Origin of the sequence: Collinsella sp. AF08-23 (genome assembly GCF_003479805.1) — a bacterium.
Classification (GTDB): domain Bacteria; phylum Actinomycetota; class Coriobacteriia; order Coriobacteriales; family Coriobacteriaceae; genus Collinsella.
In genome coordinates, this window is sequence record NZ_QUHV01000011.1 from 12,808 (window position 1) to 37,014 (window position 24,207).

Below are 24,207 nucleotides of genomic sequence, written 5' to 3' on the forward strand. Positions count from 1 at the left end.
GTTCGCCGCGCGGCGAAGCCTGTCAGGCCTGAGTTCGAGATCTACTGACCGCGCGCTGCGTCATCAAAGGTGATCGGGCGCGCAATCGCGTAAGGGGATGGAAGATGGCACTGCTCAGGATCGACTTCTACTCGCGCTACCTCAAGCGCAACGTGATGCTCACGGCCGTCGTGCCGGCCGACAAGATGGACGGCGACAAGCTCGCCAAGCGCCGCCGCGGCCCGTATCGCACGGTCTATTTGCTGCACGGCCTTTTTGGTCAGGATGTGGATTGGATCGACCGCACCCATGTGGTCGAGACGGCTGAGGCGCGCGATGTCGTGGTGATCATGCCCTCGGGCGAGGATGGGCTCTACCTCAACAAGCCCGAGATCGACGAATGGCATGGCAAGTTCATCAGCGAAGAGTTGGTGGAGTTCACGAGGCGCCTGCTGCCGCTGTCTGCCAAGCGCGAGGACACGGCGCTCGCGGGCATCTCGATCGGGGCGTACACGGCGGTCATCAACGGCCTGCTGCGACCAGACCGCTTCGGCAGCATCATCTCGCTGTCCGGCGCCTTCATGCGCGACCGGGTGCTCGAGGCGGTGGACTCGCACTCGCCGCGCAAGCGTCGCTACTACGAGCGGTTCTTCGGGGACCTCGACACGGTGATCGGCTCGGAGAAGGACTATGAGGCCCTCATCGAGCGCTTTCGTGACAACCCGGATCTGCCCAAGCCGCGCTTTTACGGAGCATGCGGCGAGCACGACAACCTGTGCCAGAGCAATCGCGACGTGGTTGCGCTGCTGCGCGACGCCGGTTTCGACGTGACGTATCACGAGCCGGATATCGGCGTGCACGAGTGGCCGTTCTGGAACGCGTGGATCGATTGCGCGCTCGACTGGTACGCCCCGGGCGAGATGCGCCCCTCAACGGCCGAGCCGGACTATTCCGCGCTCACGAGCCTGCGCCCGCCTGAGAAGCGCGAATAGCGTTCGAGGACGCGTCGCGCCGACCCCGACCGGTCCGGTTCTCCGGAGCCTAGAGCTTAGCTGGTCGAAGGGTCGGTAGAAGGCGGGGCCGTGGAAAAAGCCGCCGCCCGCTTGGAGGCGGGTGGCGGCGTTAAGGGAGCCTCAATTCGGGGGCTGTCCCTAAATCGAGGTCTCATAGTTGAGGCTCAAGCTACACGAGCGCTGCGATGGCGCGGACCACGGCGTCGGCCGCGGCTCCCGTCTTGCCGGCGTCCTCGACTTGAAAGACGATTTTGCCCTTGATGCCTAGCTCCGAGATCTCGGAGAACAGCACCCGTGGCCCGTCGATGACGGGGGAGACCTCGCGCGCCGCCTTGAGGGCGAGGTCGGCGAGCTGCTCGGCCAGGCCGTCCATGTTCTCGGCGTGCGGGCTGTCGTCCTCACTCAGACGAGGAACGGCGAAGGGCACCGCCACGCGGCTGGCAGGCAGCAGGTGCACGAGGGCGGTCTTGGAGATGATCGAGTTGGGGATGATCACCGTCTGCCCCATCGTGTCGCGGATGGTGGTGTGGCGCCAGGTGACGTCTTGCACCACGCCGCGCTCCGCACCGACTTCGATGTTGTCGCCGGGCTTGACGATCCCCATGAAGGTCACCTGCAGGCCGCCGATGAGGTTGGACAGCGTGTCTTGAAAGCCGAGTGAGACGGCGATACCGCCGACGCCAAGGGCGGCTACCAGCGCGTTTGCATTGACGCCGAAGCACGCGTCGAGGATGACGCTCGCGCCGGTGGCCCAAATGACACCACGCGCGATGTTGATGATGATGCTCGAGCTGGGCAGCGGGTTGCTGTCGCGTTCGAGGAAATGGCGCAGCGCGCGGCTGGCGATGCGCGCGATGATGGCGGTCGCGACGATGAGGGCGATCGCCCACAGGACGCTCTGCACGAACGGAATCTTGAAGAACGTAAACAAGGCTTCCTCCAATAGCGAATCTGGGGACGGGTGCACTGTTGCACATTCTGCCAGTGGTGCCAGGGGCGAACGGCAAGGTTCCAATGTGCAACAGTGCACCCGTCCCCAGATTACACGTTTCTTTGGGCGAGGCGCTCGGTGAAGCGCAGGAATAGCTCGTCGGAGACGGCGATTTGCGCGTCGTTATAGTGCACCATCGCCATGTTCTCCAGCATGCGCTCGTAATCTTTGTCGGGTCGCAGCCAGTTCGAAACGTCCATGCAGTCGGCGATCTTGTCAAGAAACGCCATGCCCGCCTTGATGGCGCGCTCGCGCTCTTCAGCGCTCGCGTTGCCCGGGAGCGTGTCGATGAGGTGGCTGACGCGCAGGTATTCATCGATGAGCCCGCGCTCGGGAATGGCGCGGAAGATGCGTTCGATTTCGGCAAGCTCGGCGTCAGAGTAGAGGTGCGCCGCGATGCCCATGGCGATCTTGTCATCGTCGGTGAGGGCGCTGAGCAAAAACCCATGGGCGCTCGTCTGCCGCTCAAAGGCATCGATGGCCTCGAGGACGGACGCCGCGCGCTCGGGGTAGTCGGGGTCGGTCTGGCGCGTGCGAATATGACGGATGAGCTCGCGTTGATGCTCAAGGTGCGCAATCTGCTCAACCAGCTGGCGATCGAGTTCGTCGAGGAGTTGCTCGGCGCCGGCGCCCAGCTCATCGCTGGTGCCATCGCCGCCATCGCGACCCTCAACCTCCCGTCGCTCCGCATCGAGCTCGTCGAGCATGGGGGCGATCTGCTCGAGCGAAAGCCCGAGCGACGCGAGCTGGCGGATGCGAAGAAGCCGCAGGAGATGCTCGGCCTCATACTCGCGGTAGCCGTTTTCCGCACGCTTGGGCTCCGGCAACAGGCCGATGGCGTGGTAGTGGCGCAGGGTGCGCACGCTCACACCGGCCATATGCGCTAGCTCTCCGCTTTTCATAGCCCTCCCTGTGATGATGCGGGCGCTCATAGGCTGCTCTGGAGCGCCCGTGCGCAGTGTTGGAAGAAAGCCCTTGGGCCGATTTTGGCTGGCGTGCAAGCCAGACATGTTGGAGCGTCGCTAGGCCGCCTTGGGCTTATGTTCCAGTTGTACCCCGTCTGCGGAGTTGTCATCGTCCAACGAGTCGCCATCGCCCAAATCGCGAAGGGCGGGCGCCATGAGGGCGGTGGCCGTCACGATGATCCAGAGCCCGGCGAGAACAAGGCCGGTGGTGCTGATCTGCAGCGTGGCGATGAGCGTGGAGCCCAAAAACGTGCCCACGGGGCCGATGATGAGGTAGAGGGCATTAAGCGTTCCCATGGCCGAGCCGCGTCGGTTCTCGGGGACGCGATCGAAGGCGAAGAAGCCGAGCAGGGCGGAGGCGGGGCCGGCGAAGAGGCCCACGAGGGTGGCGGAGGCGAGAAGGAGCGGCGTGTCGGGCAGCATTCCCATGCCGACGGCGCCCACGCTCATGCCGAGCAGGGACACCGTGAGCCAGCCGCGGCGCGAGAGCCGGTTGGCGAGGGCGGTGTAACCCAGGGATCCCACGAGCATGCCAACTCCCATGGCCGAGACGAACAACCCGGTGAGCTCGGGGGCGTTGAGCTGCGTAAAGTAGGCGGGCAGCACGATTCCCTGCCAGCTTGCCATGATCATGGTGACGCCAAAGGAGAGCAGGGTGGTGGCTCTCAGGAGGCGGTTGTCCGCGAAGAGGGCGGAGAGGCCGTCGGTGAGGACGGCGCGTCCGGTTTCGAGCAGGCCGCGAAGGCCGGCGGCCTTGGGGGAGGCGGGCTCGGCGGCGATCTCTTCGGTCGTGGCGGTGGTGCCGGCGGGCATCGCGGGGCTGTCGGCGCTTGCGCTGTCAGCGGGAGCCTCGGCGTGCTTCCCCTGTTCCCTGATGGCGCCGACACCCTTGGGTAGGGTGGCGCTCACGGCGGCTGCGGCGCAGGAGCAGGCCGCGGTGACCCACAGGGCGTCGACATCGGGCATGAAGCCGATGAGCAGCGCGGCGACGGCCGGGCCGGCGATGGTGATGAGCGAACCCATCGATTGGCTTGCGCCCACGAAGCGCTGCAGGTCAACGCCTTCGCGTTCGCAGACCTCGGGCAAAAGCGCGTCGCGCGCGGTCATGCCGGGGACGTCGCCCACGGCGCCCAGCAGGCCGAGCGCCACGAACCAGGCGAAGGAGAGCCCCCAGATGCCGTCGACCACCGGCAGCAAGGCGATGCTGAGCGCCGAGATGAGGTCGGACACGACGCAGACCGCCTTGCGGTTCACGCGGTCGAGCAGCGCGCCGCCGAGGATGCCGCATACGAATTGGGGAACGGCGCAGATGAGCGCGAGCGATCCGGCGGCGAGGACGTCACCGGTGCGCGCGAGCAGCACGAGCGGCAGCACCACGCCTGCGATGGAATTGCCGAGCAGTGAGAGCGCGTCGGAGATGAGGTAGCGCAAGACGGCGTCTTTGAACATGGGGTTCCTCTCGAACAGGGCGGTACGTCCCGCCGTTGCTCGATAGTAAAAACCCCGACGTAACGTCGGGCTCAAGCGCGCACACAGAGCCTCCATTGTTCAATGTGGGGACGGGTGTCGATGATCACCTGCCCAAACCGTTCCATGCGAGCGAGCTCCTAACGACCGATGAGCTGCGGCTTCAGTCGAGCCTCGCCGTGCAGGCCCAAGAGTTACTGCTCGAGACAGCGCTCGCGGAAGGAGCGGATCTCGTCCTCGGTGATGCCGAGGGTGCCCGTGATGTAGCCCATGAAGCCGCCACGCTCGGCAAGCGCCTTCTCGACGGCCTCGAAATACACGCGCGCCGCACCCGAATCGCAGGTCAGCTCGGTGGGTGCGTAGAGGTTCGTCGCGAGGTAGTCGTTCAGCATGTCCTCGCGGCTCACGCCCAGCATGGTCTCGATGAGGATGGAACCCATGCCGCAGCGGTCGCGGCCAACGTAGCAGTGCCAAAGCGCGGCGCCATCCTCCAGGTCGAGCACCGCGCGCACAAAGGAGCGGTAGCCCTCGATCCCGGCGCTGTTGAGGAGCATCTGCGGGTAGAGGAACTTCATGAACTCGATGGGGTCTCCCTGGGCGATCGCGTCGAGGCTGTAATCGACTCCGCCCGCCTCTTGCGTGACGCCCAGCACGCGATCATCGAAAATCACGGCGTGCTGGAACCGTGCCTCGGGCAGCCGGTCCATGGGGTCGGGAAGCTCGGAGAGCTCGGTGAGGTTTCTGAAGTCTGTCACGAGGCGAACGCGGTATTCGTCGCGCAGGCGCGCGACGTCCGCATCGGAGGCGAAGCCCAAGGTGCCCGAGCGCAGGAGAATCCCCTGCTTGACGCGCCGCCCGTCGGCGCCGACCATGCCGCCCAGGTCGCGCGTGTTGGGGAGCTTCTCAAAATCGATGCGGCCGTAGTCGGGCCGGGCCGCCGGAGCAGCCGCAGGCAGGTCGATCGTGTCGGGAAGCGCATCGCCCCAGTAATTTTTCGTCATCGTGCATCCTTAGTGTCAGAAAAACGGCGAAAATGTAACAAGCTTTTTTATTGTCCAAGTAGACGCTCGATTTGAAGCATGCCAACTGGGCTTTTGCTGGGAAAAAACACGGTCTGCTCGAGGCGTCTGATTATTCGTTCCCTTTTCGCCTGATTCGCGGTACGGGCGTGGTTTCTCGTTCGAATGTGGCTCCATTCGGATGTTCCATCGCAAAAAGGTCGGATTTTCTATTCCATAGATGTCGGATTATCTTGCGCTGGGGAGTCGGATTCTCAAAGATGCATCGTTTGCCCCGCCGCTCCCGACCGTCGCGCTTCGCTGGTACAATGAGGGGCTGTTGAACTGTTGAATCTACGCTAGGGAGCACGCATGGATCGCACCAAGATCGCCCAGCTCTATGCCGACGCCGAGGCCCTCGGCGGGCAGCAGGTGACCGTTGCCGGTTGGGTCAAGTCCGTCCGCGACATGAAGAACTTCGGCTTCGTCACTCTCAACGACGGCAGCTGCTTCAAAGACCTGCAGGTCGTCATGAACCGCGAGGCACTCGCCAACTACGACGAGATCGCCCACCAGAACGTCTCCGCCGCGCTCGTGTGCACCGGCGAGCTCAAGCTCACCCCGGACGCGCCGCAGCCCTTCGAGCTCGCCGCCACTCAAATCGTGGTCGAGGGCGTCTCCGCGCCGGACTACCCGCTCCAGAAGAAGCGCGCCACCGTCGAGTTCCTGCGCACCCAGCAGCACCTGCGCCCACGCACCAACCTGTTCCGCGCGGTGTTCCGCGTGCGCTCCGTGGCCGCCGCCGCCATCCACCGCTTCTTCCAGGACCGCGGCTTCGTGTACGTGAACACCCCGATTGTCACCGCAAGCGACTGCGAGGGTGCCGGCGAGATGTTCCACGTCACCACGATCGACCCGGCAAACCCGCCGCTGGATGAGCACGGCAACGTTGACTACAGCAAGGACTTCTTCGGTGCTCCCGCCTCGCTCACCGTTTCCGGCCAGCTCAACGCCGAGAACTTCGCCATGGCCTTCGGTGACGTCTACACCTTTGGCCCCACGTTCCGCGCCGAGAACTCCAACACCACGCGCCACGCCGCCGAGTTCTGGATGATCGAGCCCGAGATCGCCTTCGCCGACCTCGCCGACGACATGGACCTCGCGGAGGATATGCTCAAGTACGTCATCCGTGATGTCATGGACCGCTGCCCCGACGAACTCGCCATGCTCAACAAGTTCGTGGACAAGGACCTCGTCGAGCGCCTCACGCATGTCGCCAACTCCGATTTCGCGCGCGTCACCTACACCGAGGCCGTCGAGATCCTCGAGCGCGCCGTCGCCGCTGGCCATGAGTTCGACTACCCCGTGAGCTGGGGCATCGACCTGCAGACCGAGCACGAGCGCTTCCTCACCGAGGAGCATTTCAAGTGCCCGACCTTCGTGACCGACTATCCTGCCGAGATCAAGGCCTTCTACATGCGCCTGAACGACGACGGCAAGACGGTCGCCGCGGCCGACTGCCTGGTGCCGGGTATCGGCGAGATCATCGGCGGCTCCCAGCGTGAGGAGCGCCTCGATGTGCTCGAGCGCCGCATCGCCGAGCTGGGCATGGACGCCGAACAGTACCGCTACTACCTCGATCTGCGCCGCTACGGCACCTGCAAACACGCCGGCTTTGGCTTGGGCTTCGAGCGCCTGGTCATGTACCTCACGGGTGTGGGCAATATCCGCGACGTCCTTCCGCATCCCCGCACCGTGGGCAGCTGCGAGTTCTAGGGCGGCGCCCCTCGACTCGTTTGACCGGGCGGCGCCCCGGCTCGTCTGTGCGGGTTGCGCCCCGGTTCGTTTGTATGGGGCGCGCTCGGCTCGCTCAATTGAGGGTAACAATGTCGAAAATCCTGCCGGTTTTGCGGCTTGTTTTCGACATTGTTACCCTCTCTTCGCATGCGACGGCTGTGGTGCCGTGCCGGCCGCGAGACCTCGGGTCCCGCGAGACCTCGGCGGCCGCGACGCTTCGGCGGCAGCGCCGGCTCGTCGGCTGGGCATCAAGCCCCCGTCGTGTTACACGTCTGTAACGAGTTTGAGCGCGGCGCGGGGGCACGTTAGTATATCCCTTGCGTGCTTTTATACGGTAAAGCGCCTTATCAAACACGGCGTCGCCGGCATCTTGGCGGGCGCCCGGAACAGCGAAACGGAGTTGATCGCCATGCTGAGTATCTCGCGCAGGAACCTTATCACCCTCGGAGCGGGCTTTTTTGCCGCGAGTGCGCTTGCGGGCTGTGGCGATGACGGCAAAGCCGTCCCAGGCGGCGGCGCCTCCTCCAAGGACTCCTACAAGATCGGCGTGCTGCAGCTCACCGAGCACGGCGCGCTCGACCAGACCAACGAGGGCTTCGTGGCTGCCATCGAAAAGTCGGGCATCGACGCCAAGATTGACCAGCAGAACGCCCAGAACGACCAGTCCGCCTGCCAGACCATCGCGAGCAAGCTCGTGAACGACGGTGACGACCTGATCTTCGCCATCGCCACACCTGCCGCCCAGGCGGTCGCCGGCGCCACCACCGAGATCCCCATCGTGGGGTCCGCCATCACCGACTACGCGGAGGGCGGCCTCGTGGAGTCCAACGACGCTCCCGGCGGCAACGTCACCGGCACGTCGGACCTCACCCCCGTCGCCGACCAGATCGACCTGCTTCACCAGTTGCTGCCCAATGCCAAGACCGTGGGCATCCTCTACTGCTCCGCCGAGTCCAATTCCGAGGTGCAGGTGCAACTCGCCGAGGAGGCTCTTGACGACGCGGGTCTTGCGCATGAGCGTTACTCCATTTCTTCCTCCAACGAGATCCAGCAGATGGTCGAATCCATGGTCGGTAAGGTCGACGCGATCTACGCTCCCACCGACAACACCATCGCCGCGGGCATGGCGACTGTCTCCATGGTCGCCAATGAGAATAAGCTCCCCGTCATCGTAGGATGCGACACCATGGTCGAGGATGGAGGGCTGGCGTCGTATAGCATCAACTATTACGACTTGGGCTATAAGGCGGGCGAGATGGCCGTGAAGATCCTCACCGAGGACGCCGATCCCGCCAGCATGCCCATCGAGTACCTGTCGAGCGAGGAGTGCCAGCTCATCGTGAACCAGGCGACTGCCGACGCGCTTGCCATCGATATCTCGACCCTCGAGGATGCCCAGATCGTCTAAGCGATTGCCCGGGATACGGCGCCGTGCGCGCCTCGATCCTCGTCGTTTCCCTCAACCACGCCGCGCCTCCTTCCGGGCGCGTTAGGAGAATCTCATGACTGATATGACCTGTTCCCGCCGTTCGTTCGCGAAGGGCGTTGCCTGCGCCTCCGCATGTGCCGTGGCGGGCGGCCTTGGCCTTTCCGGCTGCGGCGGCGATTCTGCCGGCGAGGCCGGATCTTCCGATGCCAAGGCGGCCTCGTACAAGATCGGTGTTCTGCAGCTCACTGAGCACCCGGCGCTCGATGCCGCTAACAAGGGCTTTGTCGAGGCGATCGAAGCTGCCGACATCAACGCCAAGATCAACCAGCAGAATGCGCAGAACGACCAGTCCGCTTGCCAGACCATCGCGAGCACGCTCGTGAATGAGAATTGCGATCTGATCCTCGCTATCGCCACGCCTGCCGCCCAGGCGGTCGCGGGTGCAACCTCCGACATTCCCATCGTCTGCACTGCCATCACCGACTTCGCCGCCTCTGGGCTGGTCGAGGACAACGACGCCCCGGGCGGCAACGTCACCGGTACTTCCGATATGAATCCCGTTGCCGACCAAATCGACCTGCTTCACCAGTTGGTCCCCGACGCCAAGAAGGTCGGCCTGCTCTACTGCACTGCCGAGTCAAATTCCAAGATCCAGATCGACCTCGCCGCCGAACAACTCGATGAGCTCGGCCTGGAAGGTGTCGAGTACACCGCCTCCAGCTCCAACGAGGTCCAGCAGGTGGTCGAGTCCATGATGGGCAAGGTCGACGCGATTTACACGCCCACGGACAACACCATCGCCTCGGCCATGACCGTGATCGCCTCCATCGCCAATGAGAATAAGGTTCCCACGGTGTGCGGTGAGGTCGCCCATGTCGAGGCGGGTGGCTTGGCGAGCGTGTCGATCAACTACGAGGAGCTCGGCCGCCGTGCGGGCGAGATGGCCGTGCGCATTCTCACCGAGGACGCCAACCCGGCCGAGATGCCCATTGAGACCATGACCGCCGACGAGTGCGACCTGGTCTACAACCAGAAGACCGCCGACCAGCTCGGCATCGACGTGAGCTCCCTCGCCGACGCCGGCGGTACCGACGTGAGCGCATAGGGCGTGCGCATGGTACACTGACCTGCGCATCTATATCTGTCGCATAAGCGATGAACCCCGGCGAACACCTCCGTCGGGGTTCATTTGGCTCGATTTGAAGGAGGGACAACATGAGTGGTGCTCTACTCGGCGCCGTCTCCCAGGGCATTCTCTGGGGCATCATGGTCCTTGGTGTGTTCATCACCTACAAGCTGCTCGATATCGCGGACCTTACGGTTGACGGCAGCTTCGCGCTCGGCGGAAGCGTCTGCGCCGTGCTTGTAGTCGCCGGTGTCGACCCCCTCATCGCGATTGTCGCCGCGATGCTCGCCGGTATGCTCGCCGGTGCGGTCACGGGCTTTTTGCACACCGTGTTCGAGATTCCCGCCATCCTCGCCGGTATCCTCACGCAGATCGCCCTGTGGTCGGTCAACCTGCGTATTATGGGCAAGTCCAACACGCCCCTGCTGCAGCATGACACGATCTTCTCCCGCATGACGGAGGCGACGGGCCTCTCCATCAACGCCGGCTCCATCATCGTGGGCCTTATTGTGGCGGTCCTCATCATCGCCCTGCTGTACTGGTTCTTCGGCACCGAGATCGGCAGCGCCCTGCGCGCCACCGGCAACAACGAGGACATGATCCGCGCGCTTGGCGTGTCCACCGCCAAGACCAAGATGATCGCCCTCATGCTCTCCAACGCGCTGGTGGGCCTCTCTGGAGGCCTCATCTGCCAGAGCCAGAAGTACGCCGACATCGGCATGGGCACGGGCGCCATCGTCATCGGCCTCGCCGCCATCGTCATCGGCGAGGTGCTCGGCCGCCTCACTCCCGGCAAGCTCACCGGCTTCAAGAGTCGTCTGGTCTCCGCCGTGGCGGGATCCGTGGTCTACTTCCTCATCCGCGCCATCGTTCTCCAGATGGGCATGGACGCCAATGACATGAAGCTGCTCTCCGCCATCATCGTCGCGCTCGCCCTGTGCGTGCCCGTGGTATGGGAGAGGTTCAAGCTGCGCGCGAGCTACTCGAAGGGTGGTGAGGCAGATGCTTAAGCTGTCCCACGTCAAGAAGACCTTCAACCGCGGAACCGTTACCGAGAAGCGCGCCCTCACGGGCGTCGACCTCACGCTTGCCGACGGCGATTTCGTCACCGTCATCGGCGGTAACGGTGCGGGCAAGTCCACCCTGCTCAACATGATCGCGGGCGTCTACCCGCTGGATTCCGGTACGGTTGAGCTCGACGGCGAGGACATCTCCCGCCTCTCTGAGCCCAAGCGCGCCAAGTACTTGGGCCGTGTGTTCCAGGATCCCATGCGCGGCACCGCCGCCGACATGCAGATCGAGGAGAACCTCGCCCTCGCCAAGCGCCGCGGCCAGCGCCGCACGCTTCGCTGGGGTATCACCCGCGCCGAGCGTGAGGAGTACGCCGAGCTGCTCAAAAAGCTCGATCTGGGCCTCGAGACTCGCATGCAGGCCAAGGTGGGCCTGTTGTCCGGTGGCCAGCGACAGGCACTCACGCTGCTCATGGCCACGCTCACCAACCCGCGCGTGCTGCTGCTCGACGAGCACACCGCGGCGCTCGACCCCAAGACGGCTGCTAAGGTGCTCGAGCTCACCGAACAGATCGTCGGCGAGCGCAAGCTCACCACCCTTATGGTGACGCACAACATGAACGACGCCATCCGTCTGGGAAACCGCCTCATCATGATGCATGAGGGCCGCGTGATCTACGATGTCGCCGGCGATGAGAAGCGCGCCCTGACCGTGCCCGACCTGCTGCAGAAGTTTGAGGAGGTCAGCGGCGGCGAGCTCGCCAACGACCGCATGCTGCTGAGCTAGGAACGTCCTGGCGTCCTGGCATCCGGTGCGGCGCCGTAGCCCGCGCCGACATCGCCTATGTCCACACGCACATTGCCTATGGCTTCCTTCCGTTTGACCGGGTTGAATAGGAAGGAAGCCATAGGCATTTTTCTTAAGCGGGGATTGTGGGTACAAGGCTGAGAAAGCACAATTCCAATGCGCTGGTATGGAAGGGGTACACCATGAAGCTGCGGATTAAGGCGAAGCTCTTGAGCGTTCACAGCGAGGTGGAGGTGAGCACGACAGATAAGGAGGTCGTCTATTGTGCGGACACCGACCCGCTCTCCTCGCCGCGCCTCACGCGCCTCAAAGACGCCGAGTGCCGCGAGCTTGCCACTATCACGACCGCACGCCTTGACGCCAAGGACCGCGCGCATCACATCGTCATGGCTGATGGGCACACGTTCGATATCAAGCGCAAGTTCCGCACGCCTGCCAGTACGGTCGAGAGCTATCTCACCGTCGAGGGCGCGGATTGGCAGGTCGTGATGACGCGCGGTTGGACGAACCGCTTCGAGGTGCGTGACGCGGACGGCAGGGCCTACGTGGAGGCGAGGCAAGTCCCCATGGAGCGAAATGACACATACGAGCTGAACGTGAAGATCTCAGAGCACATGGATGAACTGATGGTCATGTGCATCGTCGCGCGCAGCATCATGGCGGCGGATGCACCGGCGAACGCCATGTAACTGGTTCTTGTACGGGCGTGTGTGAACCGGGCGAACGTCGCGTAGTGACCGAGTGAGGCTAGAACAAATGAGCGGACACGTTCAAGACGTGCCCGCTCAATGCATGTAAAGACGATGCGATGTCCGCTATTTCCTAGAGCGCGCTGATGAAGCGCTGCAATCCGGCGCGGCCCGTGTCGTTCCACTTGAATACACCGGCGTCTTCAAGTACGCCCGCAAACACTGCGGCGACCTCGTCGCGCAGGACGCGCTGAGCGTTCTCGCGCGTGAGGTCCGGATGACGTCGCGCCACCTCGGTCGCCCATTCGGCATGCGGGGCGGTGCGATCGTTGGCCTCAAGGTGCATGAGGAGCGTCGCTTCATCCTCGTTAGTTGCCCGCGCTGCCAACAACACGTCCTTGACGCATGCGAGCTCGTCAACCAAGCGAGGAGGCAGAATCGCCAAGCCCATGACCTCGATGAGGCCGATGTTCTCCTTCTTGATGTGATGTTTGTCCGCATGGGGATGGAACACGCCAAGGGGATGCTCGTCGGTAGCGATGTTGCAACGCAGCGCGAGGTAGAGCGTGTAGTTCCCGTTTTCCCTCGTGGCAACCGGCGTCACCGTGTTGTGAGGCGTCCCTTCTGGATCGCGTGGCACGATACCGCATGACGCATCCGCGTGACCGCGCCATACCTCCAAGACGTGGGCGGCGGCATCGAGCACGCGGTCGCGCGATTCGCATGAGAGCCGCAAGACGCTCATGGGCCACTGGAGCACCTCGCCGCGGACATCGTTGAATCCCGGCATGGTGAATGTGCATTCGACCTGTGCCCGCATCATTGGGAACACGTGGCGCCCGCCTTGGAAGTGATCGTGCGTGAGGATCGATCCGCCCACGATGGGAAGATCGGCGTTGGATCCCACGAAGTAGTGGGGCAGCGTATCGACGAAGTCCAGCAAGCGTGCGATGTTCTCACGGTCCACGTGCATGGGACGGTGCTCTTGGCTCATCGCGATGCAGTGCTCAGTGAAATACGCGTAGGGGCTGTATTGGAGCCCCCACGTTTCATCTCCGAGCTCGATGGGGACGATGCGGAGATTCTGTCGCGCCGGATGCGCGCCCTGAGGGCTTGCAGCCGCCCGTCCTGCGTATCCCTCGTTGGACATGCACAGCTGGCAGGCGGGATAGGGCTCGGCATCGTCAGCGCGCGTGAGGGCGGCAGCGATGTCGCGCGGGTCCTTCTCGGGCTTGGAAAGGTTGATGGTGATCTCGAGTTCACCCCACCGTGTCGGAGAGGTCCACTCGATATTGCGGGCGATCGCCGAGCGGCGCACGTATCCGACGTCGCAGCACAGACGGTAGAACCAATTGGTGGCGTCCAACGCTCCCTTTTCCCGGCGAAGGTTTTCGAATGAGCGGGCGATGTCGGAGGGACGCGGAGTGAGCCGCCCCATGATTGCCATCGAAGCGCGGTCTCGCCCGCCCGCACTGTCCTCGAACCTTCCGTTGGCCACGGCGACCTCGGACAGCACGGCGAGCGCGTCATCCAAGTCGAACGAGTCCTCATCGAACGTTTCGGTTCCCGCTTCCCAGGCCGTGCTCGGCGCAGGTCCTTCGGCTCCCATGGCATCGAGGAGCTCGTTGTATGCCCAGCGGCGATCTTGCGCATCGATGATGCCGCAGTCGATCGCATATAGAGTCATCTGCTCGAGCGCACACCTTACCTGCTCGTGCTCGTCGCATGTGGGGGTGTCGGTTACAGCCATGTTGCGGAAGCACCGTCCTCGGTGATGGCGTAGGTGCGGCAGGAGCCCTCTCCCAGCCATGCATCTATGCGCTGGCAGAACTCGGCGGCCAGCTCGACGGGGACGAAGCACTGGATGGAGCCGCCGAACCCGCCGCCGTGAATACGCACTGCGCCGCGTCCGTTCAGGATGTGCTCTGCCAGGCCCAGGGCGAGCATGGCGTGCTGCTCGCGCACGTCAACGCCGGAGGGGGAGACGTTTTGCAGGTACATGGCGGAGCTTGCGCCCGACTGGCGCGTGTAGGCGAGGAAGGCGTCGATGTCCCCGTTCTTCAGGGCTGCCCAGCGTTTGTCAACGAGGTCGTTCTCGTACCAGTAGTGAATGGCGCGCAGCACGGCGCGATCCCCGAGCTTCTCGCGGAGTGCCGGCACGGCGGCATCGAAATCGGCGGGGTCAACCTCGCACAGGCGCGTATGGCCGAGCTCTGCGGCGACCGCCTGCATCTCGGCGGGGGTGGCGGCGTACTCATGGGTGAGGTCGGTGTGGTCTGCTCCGACTTTCACCAAAACGAGGGAGTAGCCGTAGTCCTCGAAGGCGAGAGCGAGTTTTTCGGTGGCGGGTCGGGCGTTCTCGAAGTCCATGAATGAGAGCCCGCCCAGGCACACGGCGGCCTGGTCCATGAGGCCACACGGCTTGCCGTAGTAGTTGTTCTCGGTGCGCTGGCTCATTTGCGCCAGCGTGACGGGATCGACTGCGGGCGCTTCCCAGAGAGCCTCCATGGCCCGTCCGTATGCCGCCTCGACCGCCGCGGAGCTGGACAGGCCGCCGCCGGAGGGAACGGTGCATACGAAGGCGAAGTCGAAGCCCGCCGGGGTGCCACCGTGCGCGGCGATCTCATGAGCCATGCCACGCACGAGGCTGGCGGAGGTGCCGACCTCGTCTTCGCGCACGTCAAGGTCGTCGAGCTCGATGCTGAACGTGGGATACCCCTCGTCTGCGATGCGGACCGTGTTGGTGCCGTTTGCCACGGCGATGCCGTCCACCGAGACGTCGAGTGCACCGGCGATCACATGCCCGCCCTCGTGGTCGGTGTGATTGCCCGAGATCTCCGAGCGTCCGGGTGCGTGGATGGCGAGCACGTGGGCGTCGGCAGGGATGGGGCCGAACTCTGCCTCGTACAGCTCGCGAGCTTTGTCGAGCGCCTGAGTGCGGGTGATGGTTGTCATGGTTTGATCCTCCTATCCGTTCGCCGCGCGTATCGTGGCGTGTTGCGGTGATTAGCGGGTGGTCGAGAAGCGGTAGACGATGCGCTCCCGATAGGGTGCGTTTGGCGTGCAGACGGGCTGGTCCCATGCGGGATGATGCACCGCGTCGGGATAATACTCGGGCTCGAAGGCGAAGCCGCAGCGCGGCGTGTACGACGCGCCGTCCTTCGCCTGCGCATCGTCGAGCCAGTTGCCGGTGTAGAGATGGGCACCTGGAGCGGTTATGGCGACGTCGAGCGTCCGTCCACTCGTCGGGTCCTCGGCGTGAAGCGCGTGTCGCGGTGCCGCGCCGCGTTCGAATCCGTCGATGCAGAGGCAGTGATCGTATCCGCGCGCGCGGCGGAGCTGTTCGTCGACTTGGGTTATAAGCTCGCCCAACTGGTGCATCTTGCGGAAATCGAAGGGAGTTCCGGTGACGTCGAGCACCTCGCCGGTAGACACGCTGTCTTCGCGCACGGGCAGGTACGAGTTGGCGTCGATGCGGACGAGCTGGTCGTCGACCTGCCCGCTGTCGTGCCCGGCCAGGTTGAAGTAGCTGTGGTTCGTCATGTTGACGACCGTCTCGGCATCGGTATCGCATTGATGCGATACCTCGAGGGCGATGGACCCGTCGTCTTCGAGAGAGAGCCGGTAGGTCACGGTGAAGGTGCGATTACCCGGTAGTCCGATCTCGCCGTCGGCGAGGTGGCAGGTGAGTGCCAGGGCGTTGTCGGCATCGAGCGCGCGCGCCTCCCAAAGGCGCTTGTGCAGGCCGGTGTCGAGGTCGGAGTGCAAGTTGTTGGCGTGTTCCGGGCCATCGTTGGCGGGCAGGTGGTACAGGGCTTCACCCAAGGGGACCTCGGCGCGGTCGGTGCGGTTCGCGATGGGCCCGATGGTCGCCCCATAACAGGCGGGATTGTCGAGATAGCCGTCTATGGAGCCGAATCCGAGGACAATGTCCGCGATGGATCCCGAGGCATCGGGAACACGGACGGACAAGATGGTCGCTCCGAAATCCATGATCGATACGGAGGCTTCCCCCACTCGTAGCGTGTAGACGTGCACGTCCTCCCCGGTGGGTAGGGTGCCGAACGGTTCGGCTTCGATCATACCGACCTCCTTGCAAGACGAAAGACGCTGTTTTCGGCGGGTGAGCGCGAAAAAGACGCATGAGTGCGCCGAAAACAATGTTAACGTACTCATAAGTAAAATCACGCGATATACCCCATTTGGTCGATTTCGCGGCGTGAACGGTCGAACGAATCCACCGAGAACGGGGGTGCACGTTGATGGGAGGATATTCGATGGTCGATCGGGAAGTGACCCTGGGCGCCACGCAGCGCGCGGGGCGCAACGTCTCCATGTCCGATGTCGCCGCCGCCGCCGGGGTCTCCCAGCAGACCGTATCCCGCGTGGTGAATGGGGCGCCGAACGTGAGCGAGAAGACCCGGACGATGGTCCTTGAGGCGATGCGAGAGCTGGGGTTCAGGCCCAACTACGCGGGCAGGTCGCTGCGAGGGGGGTGCTATCGCGCGGTGGGCCTGTGCGCATACGATGTCACGCAGGTGGGCAACCTCACCATGCTTGACGGCATCCTGGCGGCGGCATGCGCCCAGGGATGCGCGGTGACGATGGTGGAGATGGATGAGAGGTCTGCCTTCTCGCTGGAGGACGCCTCGCGTCGCATGGCCGCCCTGCCCGTCGACGCGATGATCATCGGCATGAGCCGCATGGCGCCCGATTTCGAGACGTTCGATCCTCAGCCGGGTATGAACACCGTCATCGTGACCATGTGCGCGCACCCGCGCGTGACGACGGTCGATTCCGACCATTACGGTTGCTCCAAGCTCGTGATGGACCATCTATTCGAGTATGGTCACGAGCAGATTCGCTTCGTGGGCGGCCCTGCCTTTTCCATCGACAGCAAATTTCGCGAGGCGGGATGGCGCGATGCGCTCGCGTCTCGCGGGATCGAGCCCGTGGCGCCCCTGCGCGGTGACTGGACGGCCGACAGCGGCTACGAAGTCGGGCGCGCCCTTGTTGCCGATCGCACCATGACCGCCGTGTACGTTGCGAACGACCAGATGGCGGTTGGCGTCATCGCGGCCCTGCGCGAGGCGGGGCGCCGCGTCCCGGAGGATGTGAGCGTGGTGGGCATCGACGATTCGCTCAGGAGCATGATCCCCCATGTGGAGTTGACGACGGTTCGCTTTGATTTGAGGGAACGCGGCCGATTGGTGTTCGAACACGCCATGGGTTCGGTCGATGCGCCCATAGAGGCGGTGCGCATACCCGGTGAGCTGGTGCGTCGTTCGACAGTGGCGCCTCGCCCCTAGGCGCGCCGACGGTTCCGCCTCCGGCATCCAAAAACCGTCCACGTAGAAAAACAGACCTTCTGGCGATATGAGACGGGCAAGGGAGGTGCGTATGCCCTTGCGGTGTTAACGTTACCACAAGCACGAGACACGGCGTGTCCAAGAGAAGGGGACGCCGGGTCGCCATGCGCAACCAGCGCATGGCGTGGTCCAATGCGATGTCCCATCGCATGAAAGGAGCGTTTCAATGCAAGTTTCACGTCGTCAGTTCCTGCAGGTCGGCGGTCTGGGCCTCATGGGCGCCATGGGCGCCGGCGCCCTCGTTGGCTGCGGTGGTGGCTCCGATGCCCCCGCTGGTAGCGAGCCCGCTGCCTCCGGCACCGACAAGCCGGTCATCTTCTACAACCGCCAGCCTTCCAACAGCTCCACCGGTGAGCTGGACATGACCACGCTCAACTACAACAAGAACACCTACTACGTCGGCTTCGACGCCAACCAGGGCGGCGAGCTCGAGGGCACCATGATCGTCGACTACATCAAGGCCCACATCGACGAGATCGATCGCAACGGCGACGGTATCATCGGTTACGTCCTCGCCATCGGCGACGTGGGCCACAACGACTCCATCGCTCGTACCCGTGGTTGCCGTAAGGCGCTGGGCACCGCGGTCGAGAAGGACGGCGCCATCGTGTCCGACGCCGCCGGTACCAACACCGATGGCTCTGCTACCGTGGTCAAGGACGGCACCCTCGAGGTCGACGGTAAGACCTACACCGTCCGCGAGCTCGCCTCGCAGGAGATGAAGACCACCGCCGGCGCCACGTGGGACGCCCCCACCGCCGGTAACGCGATCTCCACTTGGGCTTCCTCCTTCGGCGATCAGATCGACGTCATCGTCTCCAACAACGACGGCATGGGCATGGCCATGTTCAACGCCTGGTCCAAGGAGAACAAGGTTCCCACCTTCGGTTATGACGCCAACTCCGATGCCGTCGCCGCAATCGCCGAGGGCTATGCCGGCACGATTTCCCAGAACCCGGCCGTCCAGGCCTACCTCACCCTTCGCCTGATCCGCAACGTGCTCGACGGCGTCGACATCGACACCGGCATTGGCACGGAGGACGAGGCTGGCAACGTGATCGCCGCCGACGACTTCAAGTACAGCGCGGACGATCGCTCCTACTACGCCATGAACCTTGCCGTAACGGCCGACAACGCCGACAAGTTCGCCGACGCCACCGCTCTGTACGAGACCGCGCAAGAGCAGCTCAGTGAGGATGATAGCCCGTCCAAGAAGATCTGGCTGTCCATCTACAACTCCGCCGACAACTTCCTGTCCTCCACCTATCAGCCCCTGCTCGAGAAGTACAAGGACATCCTCAACCTCGACCTCGAGATCGTTGGCGGCGACGGCCAGTCCGAGTCCTCCATCACCAACAAGCTCGCCGATCCCAGCTCCTTCGACGGCTTCGCCATCAACATGGTCAAGACCGATAATGGCGCTTCGTACACGTCCTTGCTTGGCTAATCAGCTGACCCGCGCTGCAAACACGGTTTCGTAGCGACTCATGGGGGAAGAGGCGGCGCTTCTTCCCCCTGATTTATGAGGGCGCCGGTGCATGTGGCTACTTTTCACGGCGGCGCCTTTCCTCTTTCCTTCGGCACATCCCGTCTTTGGAGAGGCGGGCTTTCGAGAGATACCGGGAGGGATTACATGACAGAATCACAGCAAGATATCGTCCTCTCCATCAAGGGGATGAGCAAGACGTTCGGGCGCAACCGCGTTTTGGATCACATCAACCTCGATCTGCGCCGCGGTAGCATCATGGGCTTGATGGGCGAGAACGGCGCCGGCAAGTCGACCATGATGAAGTGCCTGTTCGGCACCTATCAAAAAGACGAGGGCACCATCACGCTCGACGGTCGCGAGATCAGCTTCTCCGGACCTAAGGACGCGCTGGAAAACGGCATCGCGATGGTGCACCAGGAGCTCAACCAGTGCCTGGAGCGCAACGTCGTGGACAACTTGTTCCTCGGCCGTTATCCCGTCAACAAGATGGGCGTCGTCGACGAGGCGCGTATGCGCAAGGAGGCCAACGACCTGTTCCGCCGCCTGGGCATGACCGTTAACCTCACCCAGCCCATGCGCACCATGTCGGTGTCCCAGCGCCAGATGGTCGAGATCGCCAAAGCTATCTCGTACAACGCCAAGGTCATCGTCCTTGATGAGCCCACTTCGTCGCTTATGGCGCAGGAGGTGGAGAAGCTCTTCCAGATGATGCGCAAGCTTCGCGAGCAGGGCATCTCCCTCATCTACATCTCGCACAAGATGGATGAGATCTTCGAGATCTGCGATGAGGTCTCGGTGCTGCGCGACGGCAACCTCGTGATGACGAAGCCCACCAGCGAGACGAACATGAACGAGCTTATCTCGGCCATGGTCGGCCGTTCGCTCGACAACCGCTTCCCGCCGGTTGACAACGTGCCGGGCGAGCCCATTCTGAAGATCCAGAACCTGTCCACGAAGTTCGACCCGCACCTGCAGGACATCACCTTCGACGTGCGCCGCGGCGAGATCTTCGGTTTGTATGGCCTGGTGGGCGCCGGCCGCACCGAGCTGCTTGAGACCATCTTCGGCATTCGCACCCGCGCTGCCGGCCGTGTGTATTTCCGCGACCACCTCATGAACTTTAGCAACGCCCGCGATGCCATGGATCACGGCTTCGCCCTCATCACCGAGGAGCGCAAGGCCAACGGCCTCTTCCTCAAGAGCGACCTCACGTTCAACACCACGATCGCGAACCTCGAGCAGTACAAGAACGGCCCCGCCCTGTCGAACGACAAGATGGTGCGCGCCACCAACCGCGAGATCAAGACCATGAACACGAAGTGCATGGGGCCCGACGATCTCATTTCCAGCCTGTCCGGTGGTAACCAGCAAAAGGTCATCTTCGGCAAGTGGCTTGAGCGCTATCCGCAGGTCTTCCTTATGGACGAGCCCACGCGCGGCATCGACGTCGGCGCCAAGTACGAGATCTACGAGTTGATCATCGACATGGCGAAGAAGGGCACGACGGTCATCGTCGTCTCCTCCGAGATGCCCGAGATCCTGGGCATCACCAACCGTATCGGCGTTATGTCCAACGGCCGTCTGTCCGGCATCGTTGACACCAAGAGCACGGACCAGGAAGAGCTCCTGCGTCTGAGTGCTAAGTATCTCTAGCGAGGGGGAGCTATGGCAACTACACCTAAGATCCTGACGGTTGAGGGGGAGACAGCCCTCCTGCAACCAATCGATACCTACATGAGCGGTATCCAGAGCAAGATCGATGAGCTTCGCTCGAGCGGCACCACCAAGGTTCTGTCGCTGCAGTCGAGCATCGACGCGATCAAGAGCGACCGCCTGCTCACCAAGCAGGAGCGCGAGCAGAAGATCGCCGCGCTGCAGAAGGAGATGGACGCGGCCAAGCAGGTCGAGAGCTCCCGCAAGCAGCAGGTGGCAACGCTGATCGCCGACGGCGAGGCATACCTCAAGGCCCACTACGACAAGGAATACCTCACGCCGGTCAAAGAGAGCTGCGCGGCCGAGCGCGTCGTGGCGAAGGAGAAGTACCAGAAGCGCCTAGCTGAGCTCGAGGCCGAGCACAAGCAGCTGCTGGCCAAAACCTCCGACGCCAAGGAGGCCAAGGAGGAGAAGTACGTCTACAAGAACAAGCAGTTCGATGCCAAGGTGACCTACCAGCTTGAGCTGCAGCGCATCAAGGATCGCCAGCACGACGCCGCTGCCTATCGCTATCACCTCATCGACCTGCTCCGTATGAGCCACTTCACGCTCGCCGAGAAGCTCGACCAGCGCTGGGAAGCCTATCGTTACACGTTCAACGCGCACGACTTCCTGCTGAACAACGGCCTCTACATCGCCATTCTGCTGGTGTTCGCGGGCCTGTGCGTGGCGGCGCCCATCGTGAAGGGCACCAACCTTCTCACGCCGCAGAACCTGCTCAACATCCTGCAGCAGGCATCGCCCCGCATGTTCTTGGCTCTCGGCGTTGCGGGGCTCATCCTGCAGACCGGTACCGACCTGTCCATCGGTCGTATGGTGGGTATGAGCATGGTCGCCTCGACGGTCATCATGCACCAGGGCCCCAACACCGGTACCATCTTCGGCGTGGCATATGACTTCTCCGGCATCCCGGTGGTGGGTCGCATCGTCATGGCACTCGTCGTCTGCGTGGCGCTGTGCACGTTCTTCTCGGCGATCGCCGGCTTCTTCACCGCGCGGTTCAAGATGCACTGGTTCGTGTCCACCATGGCCAACATGCTGGTCATCTTCGGCTTGGTAACCTACGCTACCAAGGGTGTTTCGTTCGGCGCGATCGATCCTACGATTCCCAGCATGGTGACGCCTAAGGTCAACGGCTTCCCCACGATCATCCTGTGGGCTATTGCCGCCATTGCCATCGTCTGGTTCATCTGGAACAAGACCACCTTCGGTAAGAACATGTTCGCCGTCGGTGGTAACCCCGAGGCCGCTGCCGTCTCTGGCATCAACGTCTTCGCGGTCTCCATCGGTGCCTTCCTGCTTGCCGGCGTGCTGTACGGCTTCGGCTCCTGGCTGGAGTGCATCCGCATGGTCGGCTCCGGCTCCGCTGCGTATGGCCAGGGCTGGGAGATGGACGCGATCGCCGCGTGCGTCGTCGGCGGCATCTCCTTCACCGGTGGTATCGGTAAGATCTCCGGCGTCACCGTGGGTGTTCTGATCTTCACCGCACTCACCTATGCGCTCACGATCCTCGGTATCGACACCAACCTGCAGTTCGTGTTCTCCGGCGTCATCATCCTTATCGCCGTCACGCTCGACTGCCTGAAGTACGTTCGCAAGAAGTAGTTGACCGACTCCGGGTGCCTGCCCCGTCGATGCGATCCCCATCGCCCCTCGGAGTATCGGCGCTTCATGAGCCTATGGAGAATGTCATGAAGAAGGTATTCATTTGCTGCACGTCTGGTGTCACTACCGGTCTGCTCGTTCAGAAGATCGAACTCGAGGTCTCGAAGCGCGAGCTTCCGCTCGAGGTGGAGGCCCTTCCAATTAACGTGTTGGTCGAGCGGTTGTCGGAGGCCGACGCGATTCTGCTGAGCCCCCAGGTCGCATTCGCCCAGAGCGGCATTCGGGAGGCTTCAGACGTTCCGTTGGCGAGCATCGACCCAGATGTGTACGCGCGTGCCGATGCTGCGGCAATCGTCGACGCGGCGCTCGAACTGCTCGCGTCAAACGCATAGGCACTGCCTACGCGCAAACGTGAGCTGATGAAAGAGGCGGCGGCCCCGATGTTTGTCGGGACCGCCGCCTTGTCTATATCAGTTGGGGCGCAAAGGGGTGGAGGGCGCAAGGTGCACGGGGTGCCTTAGCGTGTGCGAAGCGGCCTGTTCCCGTTGCGATACACGAGGAAGCTGTAGAGGTACGTCACGATGCCCGCCCCCAGGACCGCGGCCATCAAAACCCAGAAGGCGATCTCTCCGTGCTGGAGCGAGAGTGCGCCCGCGCCGACGACCGCAATTCCGGCCAATACGTACGCGATGCCACAGAAGCGGTGCGTGAGACGCCAGTTGTCATCGTCATCCAACGCCCATGGGGTCCTTACGCCAAAGGTGTAGTTGCGCTTGATCTTGGGCATGTAATTGCCGAGCAGTATGAGGCCCACTCCCACCGCGATGCTCGTCGCTGCCCCGATGGGGCTGCCCGATTCGGGCAAGATGCCGAAGACGGTGAGTTCGGAGGTCCACGTCATGGCGACGATGAAGATCGTGAACAGGATGACGAACCCGGTGTAGAACAACCCCATGCGCTCGTACGCCTGGCCGCGCGGATCCATGCGCGGGATGATGTGGAACATGAAGAGGAATAGCAGGGGCAGCGCATCGAGGGCCACAATCGCGGTGCGCCCCGTCCATCCGTTGACGGTTCCGGCTGCGTCCCAGTGCGTGGGAATCATCTCGGGCATGTGGGGGAGCAGGGCGATATGTCCCAGCAGGCTCACGATGCACAGTGCCGTCAAGGCAATGAGGGTGCGGCGGCCCAGGGGGCTTGTGGAGTGTCCGGGCTTGTTCGCCCTTTTATCGTTCGACATGGTGGTCATCGGAATCTCTCCTATCGGTGAACGTGTAGAACCAACTCATCAGATCCTGCAATACCGTCGTGTCGAGGCTGTAGATGATGTTCTGGCCATCTCTACGTGCCTCGACCAGGCCTGCTGCCTTGAGTGAGTTCAGGTGGTGGCTGAGGGACGGTTTCGTCATGTCGAAATGGGTGGCGATCTCGCCCGCAGTTAGATTTTCGCCGCGCAGCAACTCGAGGATGCGCCTACGTGTGGGGTCGGCAAGCGCCTTGAACGCCTCTCCTCCCATCGGTCCTCCAATCCTTGGGGTCGATCCACCCGTTAGGTGGACGGCCTTTCACCTGGTTGATATTAGAAGATTAGATATCTATCTAAATATAATGTCAAGTGCATTCTTTGGGGCGAGGCGGATGATGGTCGCCATCGTGGCAAAACGCCGCCTGGGCCTGCGCCTGCCCGTGCCGATGCGCAGCATGGCGCGCATCGGCACGGGCAGGCGCGCATCGGTGCTTCCGCGCTCCGTTGGGATCA

21 protein-coding genes are annotated in these 24,207 nt (G+C 63.2%); 12 read left to right on the forward strand and 9 right to left on the reverse strand.

What is annotated here, in order from left to right:
* Positions 1-104: 104 nt before the first annotated feature.
* The gene (locus DWV48_RS06910; protein WP_118654087.1) at positions 105-971 is read left to right on the forward strand and encodes an alpha/beta hydrolase family protein; all 867 of its coding nucleotides are present in this window, start codon (positions 105-107) and stop codon (positions 969-971) included.
* Positions 972-1,161: 190 nt separating this feature from the next.
* Here DWV48_RS06910 and DWV48_RS06915 read toward each other — a convergent pair whose 3' ends face one another.
* The 4 genes from DWV48_RS06915 to DWV48_RS06930 all read right to left on the reverse strand — a co-directional run bounded on the left by DWV48_RS06915 (position 1,162) and on the right by DWV48_RS06930 (position 5,416).
* Positions 1,162-1,923, reverse strand: coding sequence for a mechanosensitive ion channel family protein (locus tag DWV48_RS06915; RefSeq protein ID WP_233546214.1), 762 nt, complete (start codon positions 1,921-1,923; stop codon positions 1,162-1,164).
* Between the two features lie 110 nt (positions 1,924-2,033).
* Positions 2,034-2,885 (reverse strand): MerR family transcriptional regulator, encoded by an 852-nt coding sequence (locus DWV48_RS06920; RefSeq protein ID WP_118654089.1) that lies wholly within the window; start codon positions 2,883-2,885, stop codon positions 2,034-2,036.
* Between the two features lie 120 nt (positions 2,886-3,005).
* Positions 3,006-4,397, reverse strand: coding sequence for an MFS transporter (locus DWV48_RS06925; protein ID WP_118654090.1), 1,392 nt, complete (start codon positions 4,395-4,397; stop codon positions 3,006-3,008).
* Positions 4,398-4,609: 212 nt separating this feature from the next.
* Complete coding sequence (locus tag DWV48_RS06930) at positions 4,610-5,416, reverse strand: tyrosine-protein phosphatase (RefSeq protein ID WP_118654091.1); 807 nt, start codon at positions 5,414-5,416, stop codon at positions 4,610-4,612.
* A 369-nt stretch (positions 5,417-5,785) separates the two neighbouring features.
* Between DWV48_RS06930 and asnS the strand changes: the two genes are divergently transcribed.
* The 6 genes from asnS to DWV48_RS06960 all read left to right on the forward strand — a co-directional run bounded on the left by asnS (position 5,786) and on the right by DWV48_RS06960 (position 12,272).
* On the forward strand, positions 5,786-7,189 hold the full coding sequence (gene asnS, locus DWV48_RS06935; RefSeq protein WP_118654092.1) for an asparagine--tRNA ligase: 1,404 nt from the start codon (positions 5,786-5,788) through the stop codon (positions 7,187-7,189).
* A gap of 430 nt (positions 7,190-7,619) precedes the next feature.
* Entirely contained in the window at positions 7,620-8,618 is a 999-nt protein-coding gene (locus DWV48_RS06940; protein WP_118654093.1) for an ABC transporter substrate-binding protein, read from the forward strand.
* A 94-nt stretch (positions 8,619-8,712) separates the two neighbouring features.
* The gene (locus DWV48_RS06945) at positions 8,713-9,744 is read left to right on the forward strand and encodes an ABC transporter substrate-binding protein (RefSeq protein WP_118654094.1); all 1,032 of its coding nucleotides are present in this window, start codon (positions 8,713-8,715) and stop codon (positions 9,742-9,744) included.
* A gap of 110 nt (positions 9,745-9,854) precedes the next feature.
* Complete coding sequence (locus DWV48_RS06950; protein WP_118654095.1) at positions 9,855-10,775, forward strand: ABC transporter permease; 921 nt, start codon at positions 9,855-9,857, stop codon at positions 10,773-10,775.
* On the forward strand, positions 10,768-11,562 hold the full coding sequence (locus tag DWV48_RS06955; protein WP_118654096.1) for an ABC transporter ATP-binding protein: 795 nt from the start codon (positions 10,768-10,770) through the stop codon (positions 11,560-11,562). The genes DWV48_RS06950 and DWV48_RS06955 overlap by 8 nt, the downstream gene beginning before the upstream one ends.
* Before the next feature lie 203 nt (positions 11,563-11,765).
* Positions 11,766-12,272, forward strand: a complete 507-nt coding sequence (locus DWV48_RS06960; protein ID WP_118654097.1) for a hypothetical protein — start codon at positions 11,766-11,768, stop codon at positions 12,270-12,272.
* 133 nt (positions 12,273-12,405) lie between these two features.
* On the opposite strand, the gene DWV48_RS06965 is transcribed toward DWV48_RS06960, so the two are convergent.
* Genes DWV48_RS06965 through DWV48_RS06975 form a run of 3 tightly spaced genes read right to left on the reverse strand, consistent with a single transcriptional unit; the run spans position 12,406 to position 16,355 of the window.
* Positions 12,406-14,022 (reverse strand): UDP-glucose--hexose-1-phosphate uridylyltransferase, encoded by a 1,617-nt coding sequence (locus DWV48_RS06965; RefSeq protein ID WP_118654098.1) that lies wholly within the window; start codon positions 14,020-14,022, stop codon positions 12,406-12,408.
* On the reverse strand, positions 14,013-15,227 hold the full coding sequence (locus DWV48_RS06970; protein WP_199588917.1) for a galactokinase family protein: 1,215 nt from the start codon (positions 15,225-15,227) through the stop codon (positions 14,013-14,015). The genes DWV48_RS06965 and DWV48_RS06970 overlap by 10 nt, the downstream gene beginning before the upstream one ends.
* Positions 15,228-15,278: 51 nt before the next feature.
* Positions 15,279-16,355, reverse strand: a complete 1,077-nt coding sequence (locus DWV48_RS06975) for an aldose epimerase family protein (protein ID WP_118654099.1) — start codon at positions 16,353-16,355, stop codon at positions 15,279-15,281.
* Positions 16,356-16,549: 194 nt separating this feature from the next.
* Here DWV48_RS06975 and DWV48_RS06980 point away from each other — a divergent pair, with 194 nt between their 5' ends.
* From DWV48_RS06980 to DWV48_RS07000, 5 genes are all read left to right on the forward strand, one after another.
* Positions 16,550-17,581: a LacI family DNA-binding transcriptional regulator gene (locus tag DWV48_RS06980; protein WP_118654100.1), complete on the forward strand. Its 1,032-nt coding sequence runs from the start codon at positions 16,550-16,552 to the stop codon at positions 17,579-17,581.
* A 226-nt stretch (positions 17,582-17,807) separates the two neighbouring features.
* Positions 17,808-19,088, forward strand: a complete 1,281-nt coding sequence (locus tag DWV48_RS06985) for a substrate-binding domain-containing protein (protein ID WP_199588918.1) — start codon at positions 17,808-17,810, stop codon at positions 19,086-19,088.
* A 186-nt stretch (positions 19,089-19,274) separates the two neighbouring features.
* The gene (locus DWV48_RS06990) at positions 19,275-20,783 is read left to right on the forward strand and encodes a sugar ABC transporter ATP-binding protein (RefSeq protein ID WP_118654101.1); all 1,509 of its coding nucleotides are present in this window, start codon (positions 19,275-19,277) and stop codon (positions 20,781-20,783) included.
* A 12-nt stretch (positions 20,784-20,795) separates the two neighbouring features.
* Positions 20,796-22,448, forward strand: a complete 1,653-nt coding sequence (locus DWV48_RS06995; RefSeq protein ID WP_118654102.1) for a galactoside ABC transporter permease — start codon at positions 20,796-20,798, stop codon at positions 22,446-22,448.
* Between the two features lie 86 nt (positions 22,449-22,534).
* The gene (locus tag DWV48_RS07000; protein WP_158574843.1) at positions 22,535-22,840 is read left to right on the forward strand and encodes a PTS sugar transporter subunit IIB; all 306 of its coding nucleotides are present in this window, start codon (positions 22,535-22,537) and stop codon (positions 22,838-22,840) included.
* A gap of 125 nt (positions 22,841-22,965) precedes the next feature.
* On the opposite strand, the gene DWV48_RS07005 is transcribed toward DWV48_RS07000, so the two are convergent.
* Together DWV48_RS07005 and DWV48_RS07010 are read right to left on the reverse strand one after the other, a co-directional pair.
* Positions 22,966-23,697 carry an SdpI family protein gene (locus tag DWV48_RS07005; RefSeq protein WP_233546215.1) on the reverse strand — a complete coding sequence of 244 codons (732 nt, stop codon included), beginning with the start codon at positions 23,695-23,697 and terminating at the stop codon, positions 22,966-22,968.
* Positions 23,675-23,965 carry an autorepressor SdpR family transcription factor gene (locus DWV48_RS07010; RefSeq protein WP_118654104.1) on the reverse strand — a complete coding sequence of 97 codons (291 nt, stop codon included), beginning with the start codon at positions 23,963-23,965 and terminating at the stop codon, positions 23,675-23,677. Before DWV48_RS07010 ends, DWV48_RS07005 begins: the two co-directional genes overlap by 23 nt.
* Positions 23,966-24,207 lie beyond the last annotated feature (242 nt).